The following is a 20,144-nucleotide window of genomic DNA, read 5'->3' as shown; positions in this document are numbered from 1 at the left end:
CGATCACTCCAAAATGGCGGTTTTGTTGAGGGCAATCAATTTCTTAAATGCTTCGTTATCTAGCTCCGTTAGCCAAGACTCATCAGATCCGACAATGGAACCCGCTAATCTCTTTTTATCTTCAATCATTTCGTCGATGCGTTCTTCCAAAGTCCCCATCGCCACAAACTTGTGAACGAAGACATTCTTTTTTTGCCCAATGCGGAAGGCGCGATCGGTGGCTTGATCCTCGACGGCAGGGTTCCACCAGCGGTCAAAGTGGAAGACGTGGTTGGCTTTTGTGAGGGTGATGCCGACGCCGCCTGCTTTAAGGGAAAGGATAAACACCGAGGGTTCCGTTTCTGGGTCTTGGAATTCTGAGATCATCTGTTCGCGCTTATTGCGGCTGGTTCCACCGTGGATGTAGTAGGTCTTGTAGTGTTGAGTCTTACTAATATATTTTTGCAGCGCATCCCCCAGCTCAGTGAACTGGGTAAAGACGAGTAGACTTTCTCCTTCATCAATGGCCTCAGTGATCATCTCTGTCAGCCGACCGAGCTTATGCGATCGCTCGGGAATGAAGTCACTTTCATCCTGAAGAAACTGACGCGGATGGTTACAGATTTGCTTGAGCTTCATCAGCGTGGAGAGGATCATGCCTTTTCGCTGAATGCCGTCTAGCTCATCAAGTTCTCCTGCGACTTCTTTGACAACGGCTTCATAGAGAGAGGCTTGCTCTTTTGTGAGATTACAGTAGAGCTTTTGCTCGACCTTATCGGGTAGATCCTTGATGATTGATTTGTCTGTCTTCATGCGGCGCAGAATGAAGGGTTCCACCAATTTTTTGAGAGTAGCAGATTGAACCCGGTCATTTTGTTTCTGAATCGGCACTTCAAAGCTTTTGCGGAACTGGGCCTGTTTACCTAGATAACCCGGATTAAGGAAGTTGAAAATTGACCACAGATCCAAGAGTCGATTTTCTACGGGGGTTCCCGTCAGTGCAAGACGATGCTGGGCGTTTAGTTTCAAGATGGCTTTGGTTTGCGCGGCCTTGGGGTTTTTGATGTTTTGGGCTTCGTCTAAGACCACCCGCTGCCACGTAATCGCTGAGAGCAATTTGCTGTCTTTGCGAGCCAGGGTAAAAGAGGTGATCACCAGATCGTTCTGGCGGACCATTGCCTTAAAGTCTTTGCTGTCCTGGGCACGTTCGCCCCCATGATGGACAATTGCCGTTAGGTGAGGCGCAAATTTCTGCATCTCCCGTCGCCAGTTCCCCACAACAGAGGTGGGTGCAATTAATAGCGTTGGCGGTACCTTGAGATTCTCCTGTGCTGCCAGTTCCCGCTCTTGGACCAGTCGGGCAATGACCTGGACGGTTTTGCCTAGACCCATGTCATCAGCCAAGCAGCCATTGAGACCCAACTGCTCAAGGTAATGAAGCCAGGACACTCCTCGCTTTTGGTAGTCTCTCAGCGTGCCTTGAAGCTGCTCGGGATCGGCGATGGTGTCCAGTTGACTCTTATCGTGGAGCTTAGCCATCATCTCAGCCAAGCTTTGGTCACGGTTAAAGTCAAGTTCGAGATCGTCACCTCCGTCTGCCCCTAGTCGCATAATTTCTAGGAGCGACATTTCGGGATTCTCGGCCTGCCGTGTTTTCCAGAACTCCAGCATCTGCTGCATTTTGTCCTGGTCTAGATGGAGCCACTGACCTCGGAACTGGACTAACGGAAATTTTGCCTGCACCAGCTCTGACCATTCCTGCTCAGAAACTTTTTTGCCACCAATCGCTAGCTCATACTTGTACTGCACCAGTTTCTCAATGGAGAAATAGCTGTTAGCTTTGTCTTCACCTGAGGACAGTGATTTGCCTTTGGCCCGTAGCTTGACCTTGGCTCTTTGCCTACCTTGGGGCGTCCACCAAGCAGGCACAATCACCTTATACCCAGCAGCTTCAAGCACCCAGGCTGCTTCCTGTAGAAAATCCAGGGCTATATCTAGAGAGAGAGAAATATGGGTGGGCTGATCTGTTTCTAACCCCTGCCATAGTTTGGGGTAAATACGAGCGGCATAACCTAGATTGAGCAGCAGATGTTGCTCAAAGCCCTCGCCGACATGCTTGAGCAGATCTTCCTGGCGCTCAGGTTTCAATCGCCAATAGTCCAACAGAGAGATCTGTCTGGAGGGATCTGATTTGGGGGCGACAAGAAACTGTAACTCCCAAGCGTCTTCTGCTTTGGCAGGATCTTGAAGCTGAAAACAAAGATTAAAGGGAATCGCGGTTTGGGTATGTTGGATGCGATCGCGCCATCCTCGCCACTGCTCATAGGTCTCCCAGTTATGGTTCTTGCCGTGGCGGTCAGCGAACATGCAGTCATGGATGAGGGTATCCGCAATTTTTTTCTCGAAGCTGGCGGCAGAGGGCGTATGCGTAACAATGTCCTGAAGCAGATATTCTGAACAGTGCCGCAGTATTGTTTCACGGTCATAGAACTGCTGCGCCTCGGGAGGGGTCGCAAAACCCGCGACGCAGACCAAGGGCATAGAATCTAAATATCGTTCAATGGTGGACTCGTACTGTTCGCTGACAATTTCCCAGGCAGGGTAGAGTTCAATGGTCTGCTGCTCTGGCTGAGAGGCTTTGGTACTTTTAGATCGCCTGGTTCTCCTCTCTTTGCGGCTGGGCGAGGCATTGGCCTGTTGATATTTCAGGGCTGGAATGTATTGGTCTTTCAGGATGACGGTCTTGAAGGCTTGGGTATAGTGATACCAAAACAGGAGATCGGCCCCGAGCTGAATCTCTGCAAGATTATGGAGGGCAATAAAATGCAGTTCATTGAGCAGCCTGATCACATTGCTGACGGGAGACCCAGATTTGTCGTAGGTCGTGACGGTGTAGCAGTTGACCTGCCAAGTTTGCCACTCAAAGGTTTCAGAACTGTCTTGTTCTAGGTAGCGAGAGAGTTCTAGGGAAGGGAGAGGGGCCTTAGAAGTACTCGGCAATAAGAAATAGCGTTGAACAATAGCCTTCTCTAGATCTCTATCAAGGATCTTGATGCCCAACTCATGGTTTAGAAAGTCTGCAAAGGATGCTGCAGGCAACTGCAGTGGATGGCTGTTCGCTTGTTTAGACTTTTGAGTCGGTGGGTCTGTTGTTTCGATCCATAGGTAAAAGGCTCCGTGTTGGACAAAAGCGACCTCTGCGTCTGGAATCCAGGTGCCGTGTAGGATCTTCATGCCAATAGGTGCTAACTCTATGGTGATCCATTCTAAGGGTAGTCCTGTTCTAAACAAGTCTTCGTGGCCTGGTGTGGATCGAGTCTTTGAAGCTGCTCACACCCTTCGTTTAGTAACTGCTCCAGATTTCTGACGGGCCATTGATGAACGTCCCCCATGATTGTTCCAGCTAAGATTGTCTGCTGATCTGGGGTGAAGCTGAGGCTGGTGACGGGGCGGTTGCTCTGCCATTGGGTAAAGAGTCTGCCGTTGCGATCGCGAATCTGCACCCTCCCATCCCAGCCACTGATCGCTAACCACTGTCCATCGGAGCTGAAGCGAACTTGAGTGATTCGGCCCTGTCCGTATCGCCATCGTTTCGGTGGGGTGTTAGGGACGTCGATATTCCAGAATCGAATCAGACCGTCTTCTCCAGCAGAAGCCAGCACTTTGCTGTCGGGACTGATATCGAGGCTCCAAATCCAGCCTTGATGTCCTTCCCATTTTTTGTAGAGACCCAGCGTTTGAGAACCGTCAGTTGTCGGGCATTGGGGGCTTAAACAGACTTTCCACAGTCGAATGATGCCGTCTTCTCCCGCGGTGGCAAGCCATTCCCCATCAGGGCTAAAGCGAATGTCTTTGACGGGGCCTTTGTGCTTTTTTGAGGTCTGAAAGCGCTGTCTGCCCTTCAGATCCCAGAGGCGAACGGTGCCATCCCAGCCAGCGGTGGCGAGAACTTGTCCGCTGGGGCTAAAGCGAGTGCTCCAAATGGCCTCTTGCTCTGTATTCCAGTATTGGAGTGACTGCCCGAAGAGAGACCAAAGCGTGACGTTACCGTTCAAAGAGGCCGTTGCAATGTGATCACCTTGAGGATCGAAGTCTGTGCTGATCACCATTTCTGAATCTTTGTGGGTCAGTTGCTTTTGAAGATCCGTCTGCAACACTCTGACCGTATTGCCCCAGCCGGAGACGGCAATACTGTTTCCGTCGGGGCTAATATCTAAGTCCCAGATCGCTTCTTCTTCGAGATCCTGTAAATTCCAGCGCGTGTTTTCTGTGGGAGGTTTAGGCTGACGTTCATCGCTGAGAAGCTGCTGCAGATCCAGCAGCGGTGTCGTTGTGGGGTAGGTCGTGAGCGGTTGGTCTTGGACTAAGTTACTGAGTTTTTTCCCGGATTGAAGAGCAAGGGAAAGGGCATCGGCTTGACGGTTCTGTCTTTTAGCCTGGTCCACTTGCTCATGCAGGCTCCTCATTTTCGAGAGGGTTTGCTGGTTCTGATCGACCTGCCAGCGATCGCTTCCCCAAAGGATGCTGCCGATCAATAAGCCGCCCAATCCAACAACCGCCAGCACGTTGCGAATCAGGATATTGCGCTGCAGTTTTTCCCGTTCTGCTTTGACCTGGCTGAGCCGGATAAAGTCATAGTCGCGATCGCTGAGGCTTTTGCCGACGGCCCAGTTGAGGGCTTGTTTTAATGCCCTACCCTCCAGGAGCTTGTCTGGTCGAGCTTGGGATTGCTCCCAAACATCAAAGGCCGCTGCGTAGGGGCGGAGTTCAAGGAGCGTTTTCTGGATCCATTGTTGGTTAAAGATTTGATGATAGATGCGGTTATAAACTTGAAGGATTCCGTCGTGGTCTTTAACGAGGCCTGAGAGCCGCAGCTCGATTTGCTCAGGGCTGCTTTTCGTTGAGACGTTTCCGCCATATACCCTTTGATAAAGGCCCAAAAGCTGGACCGATTTGCGTTTGTTGAAGAGGATGCGATCGCAAATCGTTCTCAGATGCACGGGTTCATCTTGAGATTCCCAGTTATCAAGGATCTGTGTTTGGACGACCTGGTCCACCGTGATGTCAGGATTAACTTTAACGGCTGCCTCCATCTGTTGACAGAGCTTTTGCGTCAGGAAGGGCTGTCCTCCGGTCCAGTCCAAAATATTTTGCAGCACCTGATCTGGATCTTGAACTTTACCGCGAAGACCATCGGCAAGCGGCATCGCCTCCTGGAACTGAAAGCCTTCCAGATAGATAGCTTTGCCAATATTGAAGGGCGTCCGCTCGTGATCCTGCATCAGAGCCGAAGGCGTTGCCACACCCAGCAGCGCAAAGGTGATCCGTTGATAGGCGGGCCGATCCACACGCTGATTGTAGAAAAACCGAATCAGTGATAGAAAATCATCGGCAGAGACATCTTGGCTCAGAATCTGGTCAATTTCATCAATAAAAATGACAACGTTTTGCTGAATATCCTGTAGTAGAACCTCATCAATAAACGTATGCAATCGCTGGACCGGGGTAGCTGGATCCTGCTGTTTCCACCAGGTTCGCCAGTTCAGCTCTAACTGACAGTCGCTCACCAGGGCTTTGATAAAACCGCCGTACCATTTTTCGGGTGTGATGCCCTGGGTCCCAAACCCTGTGAGGTCGATCGCGGCACAAACAACACCTTCCTCTCGCAGCTTCTGCATCGTTTGAACTCGCAAGCTGGATTTACCCATCTGGCGAGAATTGAGGACGTAGCAAAATTCTCCCTTCTGCAACTGCTCATAGAAGGTGAAATCGCTGGCTCGGGTAACGTAGCTAGGGGCATTGACGGGCAGGCTGCCCCCAACTTGGTAGCGATAGTCAGGGGGTGAGTCTCCGAGAGAGCGACTACGTGACGGCATCACGACCTAATTCTCGCTGGAAGTACTGCTGATAGAGACTGCAGGACGGCAGCACTAGATTTCCGGTTAGCTTCACTAGGCCAAGACTCTGGAGGTGGTAGATCTGCAGTGAGTTGAGTTCTATGCCGGTGGGGGAGTTTGCGATCTCACCATACGCAGCAGCTAAATCCTGTGACTGCAGCAGCTCTTCCCGCAGCCTTAAGAGGTGGCTAAAGTAAATTCCTGTCTCTTGATCTGAGGCCTCCAAAATATGCTGGAGAGACATCTGTTCAACTGCACTTTTGTAAATTGCCAAATGAATCAGATAGGGATGTCCTCCTACCCGCTTCTGCAGACTTTCGATTTGCTGCGTCTGCCACTGCAGTTCATACCGCTCCGCTAATTCCTGAACCTGTTCCGATGTAAACCGGTCCAAAGAGATGGGTTCTCCTACGTTGGTGAGGGGTGAGTGATTGATATCCAGAGAGACATAGTCTTCTGTGGCATGGGTAATTACTAGCCGCAGCTTTTCCCAAAGCGGTGAGCTTTTCGACTTCTCGTGCCAGCTCCTGAGCATCCTCAGCACATCGCCCGCCACATCGGGGTAGGGGAAAATCTGTTCAACACTATCTAGCGCAAGGACAAGGGGTTCCTCAGTACTGGGCAGCAGATAGTCTTCAAAATATTGACTGCAGTTATCGATGCTAGTCAGTAGCTCTGAATCCCAATAATCGGCTAGCTTATTCTCTAGCTTCAGTTGTCGTCCAATCTGGAGACAGAGCCACTGCAAAAATCGCTCTAAATCTTTGAGCGATGCCTGACTCGACGACTGACAGTCCAAATAAGCGGTCTGATGTTGATAAATCTCGGCATATTGCAAGATCCGATTCACCAGGGAGGTTTTCCCCATCCCTTTGGCTGCCTTAATGCGAATTAAAGTACTTGGATTGATTACAACCTGACAGCAATGGCTCTCGATCTCTGATCGCTTGATATAAAAAGTCGAACTGAGCGGAACGGGTCCCTCGGGATAGGGGCGATAGGCCAGCGGTGACGTTTTCAGTGATTTTTCTGGAGCGGACTGCTGTTTAAGAAGCCGCTTCAAAGCCTCTCTCAACGTCACTTTCCTGACCTTTTCGCCCGTAGCTCTGGTGAGCTTGATAAAGAGCTTCGGGGCAACATCCGCCGCAATAAAGCGGGCAGAGTAGTTTAGTCTCTCGGCCATTGTCTCGTAGGTCAGGCCTGCCAAGCATTCTGCCAGCACGTCTACCTCGATGGTTCTCAAATACTCTTGATCGCACTGGAAGATAGCCCGATTCGCAGCTTCAATGAGCTGTTCATGCATTAAATCTGCGCTTCCATTCATCGTCACCTCTGACCGATACACCTTATCTGTGCCAAGCAGCCAGGGCCTAAACTTGGCTGCTTTTAGTGTGGAGGACAAGCGCGACTGCCGCAATCGGATTTTTTCAGGTCTTTCAGTGAGTGAACCCTTAAACCGCCAAGATCAAAATTCTTCTGCATTCAGAAATTGTACAGAGTCAGTTTCATAGTCTATGGTTGCTCTGGGAAAGCTTTAAATCGAGTGAATGGCACAACCTAGTCTTGAATATCAAACCCAAGTTCATTTGAATCTCTACGATTCGCCTGAACTGAAAGCATTGGCAACGCAAGCCCTACAGGGACGACACCTCCGGCAAGTGGAGGAGGGACAAACTGAAGCAGCGATCCAAGTTTGCCTCTGTGAAGATGGGTATTCTGGCTGGATCTCTGTGGCGGATCTGGAGTCAATTCAGCCTACGACAACGCCCTACGTTGCTCCTGTTGTGACGGCAGCTCAGGTTCAAGAACGGATTGGAGATGCGATCGCATTCACAAAATCAGCCCTCTCTGTTCCCAACATCTATCTCTGGGGCGGCACGCTTGGCCCCAACTACGACTGCTCCGGTTTGATGCAGCGAGCTTACGGCGAACAGGGGATTTGGCTCCCCCGCGATTCCTATCAGCAGCAAGACTTCACCGAAACTATTGCTGAGCCTGGATCAGATCCAGAAGACTGCCTTAATCATCTGCAGCCAGGAGATTTAATTTTTTTCGGTAAACCTGAAAAGACAGACCATGTTGCGATGTATATCGGTGATGGAGAATATATACATAGTTCAGGTCATGAGAAGGGGCGAAACACCATTGCCATTGACCGACTAGATGAAGGCGATCTTGTTCGCAAAACCTACTATCAACAGTTTCGAGGTGCAGGTCGTGTCGTCAGCAGCTATCGTCTCTAGAGTCACGACTCTCTAGCCGTTCGTAGAACCGTTGCATACAGCTGAGTACTCACCCGGAAATTTGCCACATCAACTAACTGATCCATTACGGGCCTAACAGTGGGAATCAAGCCTTTAGATTTAGCCTGCAGCAAAATGCCTAAAAGGCCTATCACATTGAGACCATAAGCGATCGCTAGCGTTCTGCCACGTCGTTCATCCATCAGGAGTAAGTCAGCGTTGAGTTCCTGTGTCAGGATAATTGCTTCAGCTTCACCTAAATCAATCGCATCTTGATTAACTTGAAGATCAGCAACGCTTCGGGTGTTACCAACGGCCTGCATCTGAATCCAACTTAAGGTCTGAACTTCAAGGGCACCCGGAACAACTTTATCCACAGCAACCATTTCGTTGTAAACGGCTGTCGGAATAACGATGGAACCATAGAGTTGATGCAACAAATCCAATTGATCGATCGCTGCCAAATTGGTAATCGGTGAAGTATCACTAACGATGATCAAAGCAAACCGTTTGATTGCAAAGTTCTCATATCTGACTGAAAATCTTCTACATCATAATTTGCGTAAAGTCCTCGCTCCTTTAATTCGTGCTGGAACTCAATCACTGTTAGCCCTGTCCAGGCACGAACCTTGCCACTGCTGACTTTCTGCTGCTTGTACAGCATTATGGCAATTTCTAGCTTTAATTCACCCTCGGTCATCTGAGTAGATTGGAGGATGTCATCAGGAATTACAAGACTCATCGGTCATTTTTGGGAAAAAGGTTGCTTTGCCCACTGTGCCACTTTCACCCTAGCGCAGCATCACAAGTGTAATTACAAAGTGTACGAATGCCCAGTCTCCCCATCGAAGCTGGGGCATCGACACATCAAAAGGACGTTCAAACCTTTATCTGTGTAAGCATCAAATCGCTCACGCATCAAATCTGGTGCTTCGGCAGGCGAAAGAGTGTAAAACCCCGCCTGGTTATAAAACGAGTGCAGATGTCGCCAGGGAAGGCAATAGCAAACGTGATCGGCAAGTTTCTGAGCACAGGTTTGAAGTAACTCTGTTCCAATCCCTCGACCCTGAAAGGTCGATAGAACCTGCATCCCTCTGAGCACAATGAAATCATTGCCTGGGCACAATCGGACAGCCCCCACAATTTCTCCGTTTGCTTGAGCCACAAAGAGCTGATCGCCTGCTTCTATGCCTCCGCCATAGTCACATCGGCTGTAGAACAATCTGATTGCTGAAATTTCGTGCAGTTCTGCTACTCGGATGATCGGCATACTGCTCCGTCAAGAGGCTCTAACGCTTCGATTGTAGCAGCGCGTCAAAAACGCAAATCGGGTGCTACTGTGCTGAATAATTGATGAATCGCTTATACCTCCATGCACCTATTTTTAGACACCGCTGATCAATCTCAATGGCATCGCTGGCTTCCCCTAGGTGTATTTGATGGCATTACGACCAACCCAACACTGCTAGAACGATCGCAAGTCCCCTGCACCCTAGAAAGCCTCAAATCTCTAGCCCAATCTGGCTTCGACCTCGGCGTCCAAGAGATCCAGATGCAAACCTGGGGCAGAGAACCAGAAACCCTGTATAAAAATGGGCACGCGCTTGCCAAAATCAGCGATCGCATCGTAGTCAAGGTTCCGATCACGCAGGCGGGCTGTACTGCCGCCGCACGACTCATTGTTGACGGCATTCGGGTGACGATGACCGGCGTTTATGCTCGTCATCAGGTGCTGCTCGCCACCTCTTTAGGAGCTGAATATGCGGCTCCTTATTTAGGACGAATTACGGACTCAGGGCGCAACGGGCGAGATGATTTGGCCCAGATGCAGCAGGCGCTGGATGGTGTAGGCAGTGACATGAAGCTTTTGGTTGCCAGTATTCGGGCTGTGGAAGATATCGTGTTTTTGGCGCGGCAGGGGTTGGATACGTTTACCGTTGGGGATGCGATCGCAACCCAGCTTTTCGACGTTGACGCCACCCTTCAAGCTGCCGAGACCTTCGAGAAAGCCGCCGATCAAATGAGGCAGCCTAGAGCTTAGCCGCCTCAAACGTATTGCACTGATTGACGTCTCCGGTTTTGATGCCCTGCTTAAACCAGCGCACCCGCTGCTCTGAACTTCCGTGGGTAAACGACTCTGGCGAGACATAGCCCCGAGCCTGCTGCTGCAGCCGATCATCCCCGATGCTAGAGGCCGCATTTAGGGCTTCTTCTACATCCCCCTCTTCCAAAATTTGCCGTTCCTTTTGACCGTGGTGCGCCCAGACCCCGGCAAAGCAGTCTGCCTGAAGCTCTTGGCGGACAGAAAGCTGATTGCCCTGTATCTGGCTCACCCTTTGCTTAGCAGCCTGCACCTGTTGAGAAATTCCCAGCAGCGTTTGGACATGGTGACCAATTTCGTGGGCCACCACATAGGCTTGGGCAAAATCTCCCGGAGCCTGGTGCTGTGTCTTTAAATCATTGTAAAAGCTCAGGTCAATGTAGACCTTCTGATCACCCGGACAGTAGAACGGTCCCACCGCAGCCTTTGCAAAACCGCAGGCAGAATTGACGGCCCCCGTAAATAGAACCAACTTAGGCTCCTGATAAGTACGCCCCATCTCCCGGAACAAAACATTCCAGGTATCCTCAGTGTCCGCCAGCACCACAGACGTAAAATCAGCAAGCTGGTCTTCTTCTGGCAAGCGCGCACGACTCACCGTAGTCCCCTGTTGGCCGGGATTGGAAGGGGATCCTTGGTCTAAGAGAAAGCTCGGATCACCGCCCAAAGCCAGCACAATCAGCGCCAGGACCAGTGTGCCCAAGCCTCCCGTGGCCACAGCCCCCGAGGGAACGCCACCCCCTCGCCGATCTTCAACATTGCGGCTGCGACGACCCACTTTTTTCATCGTAATTTTCCTTGAGCGTTGCTTAATTCAGTTTAGCCATGCGTTAGAGACTGACTCAATTTTATTGGCTCTCCTTAAGGATTCTGTTTTGAAGTAAAAACTTGCGGAACTTCCTCTTACAGCAAGCGGTCGTGGGCATTGAGAATGCCCAGTCAATAAGACCCGTAGAGACCATGAACTTGAGATTCCCGCTAGTGCAGCTCTTTCCACATCAGTTAGTCGGCAGTCAGAGAACACGCACCCTCTTGTATGGTCTCTCAGTGGGTATAGCAGCGCTTGGCTTTGCGATGAAACCGACCTTGGCTGCAGACAGCGTTCGCTTAAACTACGGCCCTCTTTCGCGTTCTATTCCCGTCAGTGACCTGCGTGAGTTTGCTGAAACCGGCAAAGCCTCACGCAAGCTACGGAAATACATGAAAGTATCTAAGCAGGATCCCGATAAAGTTCAAGAAACGCTGACCAACCCAATAGCGATGAACCCCGTGCAGCTTGACCGACTACTCAACAGCACACCCGGCGATCTGTTACTCAAAGAAGTGGGGGACGTTATTCATACCCCCTCTGACCGATCCAATCAACAGGCACTCAGGTCAGCACTCATTCTAGATGCCAGTGATGATCAGCAAATTACACTCATTGACACGATAGAAAACTATCCCACCCCCGAAGTGGAAGTCGAAGGCGGTCGGCTTGTGAAAGTCATCCGCCGCTTTAATCAGGTCAAAGCCTATGGAGAAGATGCTCAAAAGATTCTGGGCCAAGATTCTCAACCCTTGCTAGAGAATTTGCTTAGGCGCATCGATTCATTTTTGAAGTGATCTGTTGAGTCATGAATGACTCAGCATTTCGTCATGAATCATATCTTTCCAAACTTTGTAGCCAGCTCCGTTCAGATGGATGCCATCCGGTGAAAACTGAGTATCTAAAAAGTTATCTTTGGCAAGTCTTTGATTGAGATCAATGTAGGTTACACCCTCACTGCCATCGGCTAGCCGTTTAAGGAACGTATTGAGAGCGAGAATGTTGGAGTTGATCTCTACATATTTTGCTCCAGCCAAAATCGTGGACTGGATATAAACCTTCATGCCGCGCTCTTTGCAGCGCATGACAATCTCTTTATAGTTGGCCTGTACTTCAGAAACAGGTACACCTAAACTAAAATCATTGACACCTACCTGAATAAAAGCTTTCTGAGCTTTCGTAGAATAGATACTGTCAAGTCTGGCGAGAATCCCCTCGGCTGTATCGCCGTCTATGCCTCGATTTGCAATACTCAGAGACGGGAACAGATCTACCCACTCTGCTCGGCCTGTAATGCTGTCTCCGACCATGACAATGTTGTGGGGCTGACCATGAAAACTGAAGAAAGATTTTCTTTGCAGGTAAATATTTGAAGCGTTTGATTTTTTAGCGTGGCTCAAAGCAGGTTCCGGAGCGACCGTTTTCTTAACGGCTCGCAAATTTTTATAAGGGAATATCTTGTATTCAACCGTAATGATTCCATATAGAAATGACAAGACTAGACCAAGGGCGAATAGAAATGACTTCTTTTGCTGACTAAGTGCCATTATCTTTATATTTAACGTTGTGTTTTGAATAAGTAATAGGTTTACGCATTGGAGGCTAGCGATTGCGCTTTAGCCAACTGAAAAAAACTGTTCCATGGCTAAAAGCACTGGCAAGTAAGCAAAAGACACCATTAGAAACGTCATCAGACAGAACTCACAACCAAAGATTCTGGCACAGAAACTTTCTCCGCGCCAACAATACGCTGGAAGGGCCAAATTCAATCAAATTTAGTCAATCATTAGATATGAGAAAAACGAGCAGTGTCTCTATCATTCTCGCAGCAGCAATTTACCCCGTGACTACCCGAATATTTATCACATAAAATCTTTAACGCCTGACCCCAAAAAACGATGATTTTAACGACATCGGTAGGTAAAATCATATCCCAAGTGAACAGGCCCAAGGTATTGAGCTAGAAGAATCTTCATACAGCATGAGGCAGACAAGCGTCTTCAGGTGGAAAGACTCGGCAAACCTATGAGACGATAAGGGTTGATCGGACTGGATGCGCTAAATTATGGGTCTAGTCTTATTGTTGCGATTAGTAAGGTACCGCAGTGGTCCTCTCCAAAGGTTTTGAAGTCGAAGTCTACACAGGTACACCCAAGGGTGAAGTGGTTGGGTTCTCAGGCCGAATCGCTGCTGAGCTAGAGGGCTTTGTGCGCGAACCCGATAGCCGGAACGTTGAGTATACGACTTCCCCGGCCTATTGCTATGAGCCGATCATGTGCGACCTGCTGCGGCCACGGGCGCGGTTGCGTCAGTATCTCAGCCAACTAGGGGACTACACCATCATTCCTGGCAGTACGCTGGCCTTGGGAGGCAGCGACCGCTTCTATCGCTCTGACCCTAGCAATCCTTACCACGCCTACATTGAAGAGACCTACGGCACCTCAGTTGTAACCGCCAGCGTCCATATTAATCTCGGCATCTCTGACCCGGAGCTTTTGATTAAGGCCTGTCGTCTTATTCGCCTAGAAGCACCGCTCTGGCTGGCGCTCACGGCGTCTTCGCCTTTCATTGATGGTCAGGCAACGGGTAATCATTCTTCCCGATGGGCGACATTCCCCAAAACACCGGCTCAGGTGCCGATTTTCAAGCATCACTGCCACTTTATTGACTGGACCCGAGCCCAGCTCAAGGCGGGTACGATGCAGAACGTCCGCCATCTGTGGAGTGCGGTGCGCCCCAATGGTAATCGTCGTCCCTACGATCTCAATCGCCTTGAGCTGAGGATTTGTGATCTCCCCTCAAGTCCTATTAGCTTGCTGGCGGTGACGGCCTTGTTGGAGGCTCGGCTGCTGCAGCTCATTGCGAATCCAGAGTTAGATCCATTGGTGTCGAGTAAATGGCGAAAGGAACCAGAGACGTTGGCCGAAATCGCAGATGCCAACGAAGCGAAAGCCGCACACTTGAGTTTGGATGCTGAGTTGACCCACTGGCAGGATGGCCGCACGATTTCAGCCCGAGACTGGATTGCTGAGATTTATGAGCAGGTGTGGCCAATGGCGAAGCAAGAGGGCTTCAGCTGCTTCTTATCTCCGGTGAAGAAAATTTTGGCAGAGGGGAATGAGGCTCAGAAGTGGTTGGGTTTGTATAACCAGGGCGTGAGCCCCGACGCAATTGTGAAACATGCGATCGCATCCATGCTCGAAGAAGAGAACGACCTCAAAGACAGTCTCTGTGAACCCGTAACGGTTTAGCTCTGAATGGTTCGAGTTGTCTTAGTTCATCCGCAAATCCCCCCCAACACTGGGGCTATAGCCCGCACCTGTGCCGCCACCGAGACCGAGCTACACTTGATTGAACCCCTGGGGTTTGAAATTAGCGATCGCTATCTAAAACGGGCAGGGCTAGACTATTGGCCCTACGTCAAACTAACCTGCCACAGCTCTTGGGAAGCTTTTGTTGAGTTTAGCCAAGCCCAAGGAGGCCGCTGGGTGGGCTTCAGCAAGTCAGGAAAAACAAATTATATACAACATGCATACGAGGCCGATGACTGGCTGCTGTTTGGCTGTGAGACGGCAGGGTTACCGCCAGAAATTATGGAAGCCTGCAGCGATATCTTGCAAATTCCGATCAAGCAGCCTAAAGTACGAAGCTTCAACCTTTCTGTCAGTGTGGCGCTAGGGCTATTTGAGGCACGCCGCCAACTGGGAGAAATCTAGGCAAGGCTCTGCCTTAACACCAATTATGCAACGCTCTGTCATTGGTTCTCGGACCACTGATAACCCGCGATTTGCTTTGCATGTAGTTTAGGTTGCTTCGAAAATTGTTAAGGTAATCAATAATCAAACTGTAGTAGCGGTATTAGCTCTATTGAGCATTATTAATTTTCTGGAATGACAAGCGACCGTCACGTCTCAGAATCAATGCCTGTGCAACCTGGCCTTAGCAGCCCATCGAAGGAAGATATTTAGATGCCTCAGCAGCCCCCCACTGACAAACCCTCCAATAGAGTACGCTCCACTCCCCTCTTACTGTTGTGGACATGGATTAGTCTGATGTCGGGCCTGAGTCATCTGTCCCTCTCTGCGCTGGAGGCTCAGGCGGCAGATCTGATCATTCCGGTGGATTCACCTCCCGCGGCCCGACCCGCAGCCCCCAAACCCGTGATTCGCTCAGCGCCTGCTCCCAAGCCGGTGATTCGTTCTGCACCTGCCCCTAAGCCCGTCGTTCGTTCTGCACCCGCCCCCAAACCCGTCGTTCGCTCGGCCCCTGCACCAAAGCCAGTGGTCAAGCCAGCCCCCATTATTCAATCGGCTCCGGTGGGGCAACAGTTAGCGCCGCCCGCCTCTTCTGGGGCAAGCACTCAACCTCAGACGAAACCTTCCGTGATTATCAAAAGCCCGGTGCCAACGTCGCAGCCCATCGCTAAGCCAAACGCCATCCCGTCGGCTCCGCAGGCAAAGAGGGGCAATCCACTGATTGATACCTCTCGCAACTATGATTTAGGCGCGACCCAAGCCAAGCCCTACGTCAAACCCAACCGGGTTGTGGTGTCAGAACGCTCCAGTGGCTGTCAGGCTGTTGTCGGTCGCTCTGTTTCATCCAGTATTTGTGGTGGTGGCACACCGCCCGCTCGTGTGGTTCGGGTACAGCCCGCCCGCGCAGTTGCCCAGCAGCAGGCTGCGCCTATTAAACTGCGACAGCCCTATATTGCCAACCGTTTCCAGAGCCGTTCTGCAGCTGCCAATGTACAAAGAGGATTAACGCCTGCCAGTGCGCCGACATTTGCGGCTAAGCCTTATCAACAAGGTAAGTCTTATAAGGCTAAGGCTTACAAGGGTGCCAACCCACTAAAGTGGCTGCTGTCGGATGGCAAGCAGATGATCTTTCCACTTTCAATTCCAGCTCGGATTTCGTCGGCGTTTGGCTGGCGGGTGCATCCCCTCAGTGGTCAGCAAAGATTCCACTCGGGAACTGATATCGCAGCACCGATGGGGACGCCGGTGGTCGCGGCCTATGATGGGAATGTTGCGATCGCAAATTACCTCGGCGGCTACGGTCTCTCCGTTCTCCTTCACCACAATAAAGGCGAGCACGCCACGCGCTACGCTCACCTATCTGAGATTTTTGTCCAGCCCGGTCAAGTTGTAGATCAGGGAACTGTCATTGGTCTCGTGGGCAGCACTGGACATTCCACAGGACCACATCTGCACTTTGAGGCCATGCAGAGAACCCCCCAGGGTTATGCTCTGATTGATACAGATATACAGGTCGAGGTCGCCCTCAGCGTTTTAGTAGAAGCGATTCAAGTCGCCCAGCAGCCAGGCCCGCAATCGGAAACAGTCGAGAGCGTTGAGAAAAACGCTTTTGAGGATAGATTACTGCAGCCCCAGCTTCAAGCGAGAGCCGAAGCGTGGACGAGTCCATTAGATTACACGCTCACTGAGTAATCAAAGAGGGCGCTCCCTCACCTTTTGCCAACCGCTGCAGTGAAGGCTGAGAGACGCTCCACTCCCTTTTGGATGCTGGCTAAATCGGTGGCGTAGGAGAGCCGGATACACTGATCTGCATCAAACGCTAGACCGGGCACGGCAGCGACCTGATAGGACTCTAGGAGAGTCTCGCAAAATTCCACAGACCCTAAACCGAACGCACTAATGTCAGGAAAGAGATAGAAAGCGCCTTGAGGGGCAGGGCAGAACACACCAGGAATCGCATTGAGTAGCTCTAGCATGACCTGACGCCGCTGGGTAAAAGCCTGCAGCATCTCAGCGACACAGTCTTGCGAGCCCTCCAGGGCTGAGATCGCACCATATTGAGCAAAGGTACAGACGTTAGAGGTGCTGTGACTTTGCAGCTTAGTCACGCCCTTAATCAGATCTAAAGGACCGGCCAAATACCCAATTCGCCAACCCGTCATGGCGTAAGTTTTAGCGAATCCGTGGCTGACAATGGTGCGCTCAAAAATTTCAGGGCCGATAGAGCCAATGCTGAGGTGTTCCGCGCCATCGTAGAGAATCTTTTCGTAGATCTCGTCAGTGACGACCAGCAGGTCTTCGTCTACAATCACCGCCGCTAATGCTCGAACTTCATCAGGCGTGTACACCATTCCGGTTGGATTGGAAGGCGAATTAAAGATGAACAAGCGAGTTTTAGGCGTGACGGCAGCGCGCAGCTGGTCAGGAGTAATTTTGAATTGGCTCTGAATATCTGTCTTTAGAATCACGGGTACCCCGCCCGCCAGCTTTACCATCTCGGGATAGCTGAGCCAGTAGGGAGCTGGAATGATCACCTCATCACCAGGATTGATGAGAACCTGCATGAGGTTATACAAAGACTGCTTGCCGCCATTGGTGACGATAATCTGGTCCGGTGTATAGCTGAGCTGATTATCGCGGTTGAGCTTGGATGCGATCGCATCTCTCAGAGCCGGTTCACCCGCCGCTGGCCCGTATCTTGTTTTACCCTGATCAAGCGCCAGCTTCGCCGCTTCTCTAATGTGCCTAGGCGTATCAAAATCAGGTTCACCCGCACTGAAACCCAGTACATCTATGCCCTCAGCCTTCATCGCTTTCGCCTTAGCTGAAATTGCCAAAGTCAATGAAGCCGAGACTTGACTCACGCGGTCTGCCAGTTGCATGTCAAAGCCAACCAATGTGCGGAACTAAAGAGTTTGGACTAGCATACCCTACCCGTCCACTAGAACACAGAGAAAAATGGCCTGCCAACACCAATAGAAGAACAAAAATATCCCAAGTCGACAATCCAAGTCCACCGGAGGATTAAGTCCCACATTCATGGGCTGCATCACGAATATCCTTATTTAGATGACCTTGACCTCGCGGAACAAGGCTCCCGACGCTGAATACACCGCTTCAGGCCATCCGACGGTAAGCCCATATAACGCTAACTCAGATCTAGGTCGGATCTTGACTCTACATCTTTCTGGATATCTAGATTCCCAGCCTCGGTCACCTGCTCCACAGCCTCAAGGCGCTGCCGCAGATTCTGCAAAAGCCCAGAATGACTCAGACGGACTGCCGCTAGCTGTTCGCGCAGGCGATCGCACTGATCCGGCACTGACTGCCGCAGCAGCATCACCTCACGGGTCAGCGTATAAACTCGCCCCTCTAACCCCTCTATTTGCTGCTGGGCAGTAGAATCAACCCCCTGGGCAAAATGCCTCTCAAGCAGATGATTTAGCGCTTCTGTCACAGAAGAATGTCCCTGCTGTTGCTGATAGGCCAGTAACTGGCGGCAAATCTCAGGAGCCAGGAACTGAGACAGATCTAAATCAGAGTCAGACATCACGCAACCTCGACATTTGTTCAACAGCACACCCTTGAATTACCCTAGCGGCTCCGTCATTGAACGTCTACTGTTGCAGAGCGAAAACCTTATACTATTGGGTGGAACTTCGACAAAGGAATGGCTAAATGGCATCCATCCGTGAGCTGCATCAGCAACTCGTGAGCAAAGCACGATCAGCGACAGAGATCACCACAGCAGCTCTGGAAACCATCAATCAACTTGAGCCTCAGCTAAAAAGCTTTCTGACCGTTACGACCGAACAGGCGATGGCTCAAGCGAAGCAGGTCGATGCCCAATTAGCGGCCGGAGAAGAGATTGGTCTTCTAGCAGGCATTCCCATTGGCATTAAAGACAACCTCTGTACCAAGGGCATTCGCACCACCTGCGGTTCGCAGATCCTAAATAACTTTCTGCCACCTTACGAATCCACTGTCACCACCAAACTTGCAGCAGCCGGTGCCGTCATGGTGGGTAAAACCAACCTCGACGAATTCGCAATGGGCAGTTCTACAGAGAATTCAGCCTATCAAGTGACCGCCAATCCTTGGGATACAGCCCGCGTTCCAGGTGGGTCTTCTGGCGGCTCTGCGGCGGCTGTTGCCGCAGACGAATGTGTTGTGGCCTTAGGCTCCGATACCGGTGGTTCGATTCGTCAACCCGCCTCATTCTGTGGCGTTGTAGGCCTCAAACCAACCTATGGGCTGGTATCAAGATATGGACTCGTTGCCTATGCTTCGTCACTGGATCAAATTGGCCCCTTCGGTCGCACCGTAGAAGATGCCGCACTCCTGCTGCAGGCCATTGCCGGATATGATCCGCAGGACTCCACCAGCCTTGATGTTGAAATTCCTGACTACACACAGGCGTTGGTTCCAGATCTCAAGGGTAAGCGAGTTGGCGTGATTAAAGAGACCTTTGGTGAAGGACTCGATAAAGTTGTGGCCGAGGCCGTTGAAAAAGCGATCGAACAGCTCAAAGAACTAGGGGCAGAAATTCAAGAAATTTCTTGCCCCCGATTTCGCTACGGACTACCCACTTACTACGTGATTGCTCCTTCCGAGGCTTCCGCTAATTTGGCCCGCTACGACGGCGTTAAATATGGCTATCGAGCTGAAGATGCTGAGTCTTTAATGTCAATGTATACTCAGACCCGCGCTCAGGGCTTTGGCACAGAGGTTAAGCGGCGAATCATGATTGGTACCTACGCCTTATCCTCCGGCTACTACGATGCCTACTATCTCAAAGCCCAGAAGGTTAGAACGTTAATCAAGCAGGACTTTGAAGCCGCGTTTGAAAGCGTTGATGTCTTGGTTTCTCCAACCTCTCCAACCACCTCCTTCAAGGCGGGAGAAAAGACAGCGGATCCGATCAGCATGTATCTTTCTGACTTGATGACCATTCCGGTCAACCTCGCGGGCTTACCGGGCCTGAGCTTGCCCTGTGGCTTCGATGCTCAAGGGCTACCCATCGGCCTCCAAATCATCGGCAACATTCTGCGAGAAGATCAGGTCTTGCAAACGGCCTACGCCTATGAGCAAGCGACAGATTGGCATAATCAATCACCCAAAATTTGTACTTAATGGGTAGAGGTGCAAGCCTCAACATTCAAAAAGAGAAGACTCATCCTGCAGCCTTGATCTTCAAGAGTTGAGCGGGGCACTTTTGACAAGAACCTGCGTCTACCATACGAAGCAGGGCTTTGCCCAGACCGTTCCACAAATTGTCACATTAGGCTTGGTCAAGCTATTGCCAGCCTGCTACGATTACTAGCAAAAGAATACTGTCACTTTCTTTACAAAACCAGAAAA

Annotated in this window: 17 protein-coding genes; 7 read left to right on the top strand and 10 right to left on the bottom strand. The window is 50.8% G+C overall.

Annotation, left to right across the window (positions count from 1 at the left end):
* Window positions 1-3: 3 nt before the first annotated feature.
* From C1752_RS17235 to C1752_RS17225, 3 genes are read right to left on the bottom strand one after another with little or no spacing between them, the layout of a single operon-like run.
* Window positions 4-3,213, bottom strand: coding sequence for a DEAD/DEAH box helicase (locus C1752_RS17235; protein WP_110987286.1), 3,210 nt, complete (start codon window positions 3,211-3,213; stop codon window positions 4-6).
* 32 nt (window positions 3,214-3,245) lie between these two features.
* Window positions 3,246-5,855, bottom strand: a complete 2,610-nt coding sequence (locus C1752_RS17230) for an AAA-like domain-containing protein (protein ID WP_110987285.1) — start codon at window positions 5,853-5,855, stop codon at window positions 3,246-3,248.
* Window positions 5,842-7,200 carry an AAA-like domain-containing protein gene (locus C1752_RS17225; protein ID WP_233501676.1) on the bottom strand — a complete coding sequence of 453 codons (1,359 nt, stop codon included), beginning with the start codon at window positions 7,198-7,200 and terminating at the stop codon, window positions 5,842-5,844. The genes C1752_RS17230 and C1752_RS17225 overlap by 14 nt, the downstream gene beginning before the upstream one ends.
* Before the next feature lie 223 nt (window positions 7,201-7,423).
* Between C1752_RS17225 and C1752_RS17220 the strand changes: the two genes are divergently transcribed.
* Window positions 7,424-8,119, top strand: coding sequence for a C40 family peptidase (locus tag C1752_RS17220; protein WP_110987284.1), 696 nt, complete (start codon window positions 7,424-7,426; stop codon window positions 8,117-8,119).
* A 2-nt stretch (window positions 8,120-8,121) separates the two neighbouring features.
* Here the strand turns inward: C1752_RS17220 and C1752_RS17215 are convergent, their stop codons facing one another.
* The 3 genes from C1752_RS17215 to C1752_RS17205 all read right to left on the bottom strand — a co-directional run bounded on the left by C1752_RS17215 (window position 8,122) and on the right by C1752_RS17205 (window position 9,389).
* Entirely contained in the window at window positions 8,122-8,619 is a 498-nt protein-coding gene (locus tag C1752_RS17215; protein WP_110987283.1) for a PIN domain-containing protein, read from the bottom strand.
* Window positions 8,616-8,861, bottom strand: a complete 246-nt coding sequence (locus C1752_RS17210) for a UPF0175 family protein (RefSeq protein WP_110987282.1) — start codon at window positions 8,859-8,861, stop codon at window positions 8,616-8,618. The genes C1752_RS17215 and C1752_RS17210 overlap by 4 nt, the downstream gene beginning before the upstream one ends.
* 72 nt (window positions 8,862-8,933) lie before the next feature.
* Window positions 8,934-9,389, bottom strand: a complete 456-nt coding sequence (locus C1752_RS17205) for a GNAT family N-acetyltransferase (protein WP_110987281.1) — start codon at window positions 9,387-9,389, stop codon at window positions 8,934-8,936.
* A 102-nt stretch (window positions 9,390-9,491) separates the two neighbouring features.
* Here C1752_RS17205 and C1752_RS17200 point away from each other — a divergent pair, with 102 nt between their 5' ends.
* Window positions 9,492-10,160: a transaldolase family protein gene (locus C1752_RS17200; RefSeq protein ID WP_110987280.1), complete on the top strand. Its 669-nt coding sequence runs from the start codon at window positions 9,492-9,494 to the stop codon at window positions 10,158-10,160.
* Here C1752_RS17200 and ypfJ read toward each other — a convergent pair.
* Window positions 10,150-11,007 (bottom strand): KPN_02809 family neutral zinc metallopeptidase, encoded by an 858-nt coding sequence (gene ypfJ / locus C1752_RS17195; RefSeq protein ID WP_110987279.1) that lies wholly within the window; start codon window positions 11,005-11,007, stop codon window positions 10,150-10,152. The genes C1752_RS17200 and ypfJ overlap by 11 nt on opposite strands.
* Window positions 11,008-11,108: 101 nt before the next feature.
* Between ypfJ and C1752_RS17190 the strand changes: the two genes are divergently transcribed.
* On the top strand, window positions 11,109-11,825 hold the full coding sequence (locus C1752_RS17190) for an alpha/beta hydrolase (RefSeq protein ID WP_146242367.1): 717 nt from the start codon (window positions 11,109-11,111) through the stop codon (window positions 11,823-11,825).
* Between the two features lie 9 nt (window positions 11,826-11,834).
* Here C1752_RS17190 and C1752_RS17185 read toward each other — a convergent pair whose 3' ends face one another.
* Window positions 11,835-12,575, bottom strand: a complete 741-nt coding sequence (locus tag C1752_RS17185) for a GDSL-type esterase/lipase family protein (RefSeq protein ID WP_110987277.1) — start codon at window positions 12,573-12,575, stop codon at window positions 11,835-11,837.
* Window positions 12,576-13,133: 558 nt separating this feature from the next.
* Between C1752_RS17185 and gshA the strand changes: the two genes are divergently transcribed.
* The 3 genes from gshA (at window position 13,134) to C1752_RS29015 (ending at window position 16,475) form a co-directional block, all read left to right on the top strand.
* Complete coding sequence (gene gshA / locus C1752_RS17180) at window positions 13,134-14,279, top strand: glutamate--cysteine ligase (protein ID WP_110987276.1); 1,146 nt, start codon at window positions 13,134-13,136, stop codon at window positions 14,277-14,279.
* Between the two features lie 6 nt (window positions 14,280-14,285).
* Window positions 14,286-14,744 carry a tRNA (cytidine(34)-2'-O)-methyltransferase gene (locus C1752_RS17175; RefSeq protein ID WP_110987275.1) on the top strand — a complete coding sequence of 153 codons (459 nt, stop codon included), beginning with the start codon at window positions 14,286-14,288 and terminating at the stop codon, window positions 14,742-14,744.
* A 252-nt stretch (window positions 14,745-14,996) separates the two neighbouring features.
* Window positions 14,997-16,475 carry a M23 family metallopeptidase gene (locus C1752_RS29015; RefSeq protein WP_233501675.1) on the top strand — a complete coding sequence of 493 codons (1,479 nt, stop codon included), beginning with the start codon at window positions 14,997-14,999 and terminating at the stop codon, window positions 16,473-16,475.
* A gap of 17 nt (window positions 16,476-16,492) precedes the next feature.
* Here C1752_RS29015 and C1752_RS17165 read toward each other — a convergent pair whose 3' ends face one another.
* Both C1752_RS17165 and C1752_RS17160 read right to left on the bottom strand, forming a co-directional pair.
* Complete coding sequence (locus C1752_RS17165; RefSeq protein ID WP_110987274.1) at window positions 16,493-17,665, bottom strand: pyridoxal phosphate-dependent aminotransferase; 1,173 nt, start codon at window positions 17,663-17,665, stop codon at window positions 16,493-16,495.
* Between the two features lie 266 nt (window positions 17,666-17,931).
* Window positions 17,932-18,333, bottom strand: a complete 402-nt coding sequence (locus tag C1752_RS17160; protein ID WP_110987273.1) for a hypothetical protein — start codon at window positions 18,331-18,333, stop codon at window positions 17,932-17,934.
* 128 nt (window positions 18,334-18,461) lie between these two features.
* Here C1752_RS17160 and gatA point away from each other — a divergent pair, with 128 nt between their 5' ends.
* Entirely contained in the window at window positions 18,462-19,916 is a 1,455-nt protein-coding gene (gene gatA, locus C1752_RS17155; protein WP_110987272.1) for an Asp-tRNA(Asn)/Glu-tRNA(Gln) amidotransferase subunit GatA, read from the top strand.
* The last annotated feature ends 228 nt before the right edge of the window (window positions 19,917-20,144 follow it).

Origin of the sequence: Acaryochloris thomasi RCC1774 (assembly GCF_003231495.1) — a bacterium.
In the GTDB taxonomy this organism is placed as follows: domain Bacteria; phylum Cyanobacteriota; class Cyanobacteriia; order Thermosynechococcales; family Thermosynechococcaceae; genus RCC1774.
Note: the sequence above shows the minus strand (reverse complement) of the source record. Positions and strands in the feature narration are given on the sequence as shown.